The following is a 213-nucleotide window of genomic DNA, read 5'->3' as shown; positions in this document are numbered from 1 at the left end:
GCCGCGGCATGACGGACACGGATTTCCCCTCCATTTCGCTGTGCAACCACGCATCGCACCGGGCGGTGGAGCAGCGCCACGGGCGTCCGCTGTCGCGGCATCGCTGGCGCGGCAATCTCTGGGTCGAGGGGCTGGCGCCGTGGGAAGAATTCGACCTCGTCGGCCGGGAGGTCAGGATCGGCGGGGCGGTCCTGCGCGTGGTCGAGCGCACCG

The 213-nt window shown here is 71.4% G+C and carries 1 protein-coding gene; it reads left to right on the top strand.

The features are described from left to right. Nucleotides 1-8: 8 nt before the first annotated feature. Nucleotides 9-213: MOSC domain-containing protein (locus DRV84_RS16110; RefSeq protein WP_420852981.1), on the top strand; the 205-nt coding region annotated here is incomplete at its 3' end.

It is taken from the genome of Rhodosalinus sediminis, assembly GCF_003385555.1.
In the GTDB taxonomy this organism is placed as follows: Bacteria; Pseudomonadota; Alphaproteobacteria; order Rhodobacterales; family Rhodobacteraceae; genus Rhodosalinus; species Rhodosalinus sediminis.
Note: the sequence above shows the minus strand (reverse complement) of the source record. Positions and strands in the feature narration are given on the sequence as shown.